Source organism: Paractinoplanes rishiriensis (genome assembly GCF_016862375.1).
Lineage (GTDB): Bacteria > Actinomycetota > Actinomycetes > Mycobacteriales > Micromonosporaceae > Actinoplanes > Actinoplanes rishiriensis.
The window spans coordinates 1-1,549 of record NZ_BOMV01000157.1 but is presented as its reverse complement, the minus strand read 5'-3'; the positions used below and the strand labels follow the sequence as shown (position 1 = coordinate 1,549).

The 1,549-nt window shown below is 72.5% G+C and carries 1 protein-coding gene; it reads left to right on the top strand.

The annotated features are described in order from the left end of the window. Positions 1 to 115 precede the first annotated feature (115 nt). Positions 116 to 1,549: hypothetical protein (locus Ari01nite_RS49345; RefSeq protein WP_203791676.1), on the top strand; the 1,434-nt coding region annotated here is incomplete at its 3' end.

The following is a 1,549-nucleotide window of genomic DNA, read 5'->3' as shown; positions in this document are numbered from 1 at the left end:
CGCCGAGGTCTTGGTCGAGACCCTGCTCCCCGAAGAACGGCGTGCCCTTCACACAGAGCTCGCCGAGACCGCCACCGACCCGATCGACCGCGCCGACCACTACTACCAGACGGGCATGCACGAGCCGGCCTACCGATGGGCCTTGCTCGCCGCCGACGCAGCCGAGGCGAGTGGCGGCGCCGCGGAGTCGGTGAGGCTGCTGCGCCGGGCGTTGCGGCTGCGCCCGGCCGACGCCGAGGTGTCAGCTGTAGACCTGCTGCACCGCATCCGCCACGCCGCGCAACGAGCAGGCCGGGCCGCCGACGAGCTACCGGCAATCGACGAGTTGCTCACCCAGGTCGATCGGGTAGCCCAGCCGCTGGCCTGCGCCGAACTGCTGGTGCGGCGCGTGGTCCTGCGTTTCGCGCTCGGTATCGAGTTCGCCGGGGTGGCGGATGCGGCCGAGGCCGTGCGTCTCTGCGCCGGGCACCCGGACAGCCGGGAGTACGCGTTGGCGACGGCCGAGCTGGCCACCGACCTGCTGTTCCACGGAGATGAGTCGGGCATCGCCAAGGCGGAGGAAGCCCTGCGGCTGGCGCAGGCCGGCGGCTGGGCACAGCCGATCGGGTACGCCCTGGTCGCCGTCTCGGTGGCCCGCGGCATGAGCGGGGACCTCGCCGCCGCGGTCACGGCCGCCCGTGAGGCGCAGGTGATCGGCGTCCGGACCCACGATCCCGACCTCGCACTCCTTGCGACCTATTGGGTTGGCAATTCAGTGGACGGGCCGTCCCCGAGAGTGTTCATCGACGAGGTCCGCCGGTGCCGCGAAGATCTTGAGCAAATCGGCGGCCCGCACAGCCACGTCTCGGAGATCTGCTCGAACGAGGCCGAGGCCCTGCTGCTAGCCGGCGATTGGCGTACCTGTCTCGAGCGACTCCGGGTGGCTCTCGGAGCCCGGCCCAGCACCCGGGGCGACGCGCGCGCCCGCAACGTCGCCGCGTTACTGGCCAGCCGGCAAGGGCGACACGCCGAGGCCGCGGCACACGCCGCCCGAGCCGAAGAGCTGATCGCCGACTGCGCCCAATACCTGGCGTTCCCCTTCGACGCGGTGCGAGCGGAACTCGCGGTGGCCGCCGGGGACACCGAGCGGGCCATCGACTTGGCACTGCACGGCCTGAGCCTGGACCCGCCGCCGCTGTACTCCGAGGCCCTGCTCCCGCTCGCCGCACGGGCGCTGGCGGACCTCGCCCAGGCATGCCGCGATCGGGGTACGGACCCGGCGCAAGAACTGGTCCGGCTGCGCGAGCTGCGGGAACGGTACCCCGAGATCGTCACGGAACGCGGCGGCAAGCCGGAGTACGTCCGGCGGTGGATGCACGCCATGCAGGAACTCGCCGACGCCGAGACGGCACGCGGTCGGCGTGACCCGGACGAAGCGTCGCGCTGGCATCGGACCGCGGACGCCTGCCGCGAAGCCGAGGTGTTGTGGGACGAGGCGTACAGCCGTTGGCGGGAGGCGCAAGCGGCGCTACGAGACCGGTCGACCCGCCAGCAGGGCACGGCCGCCCTT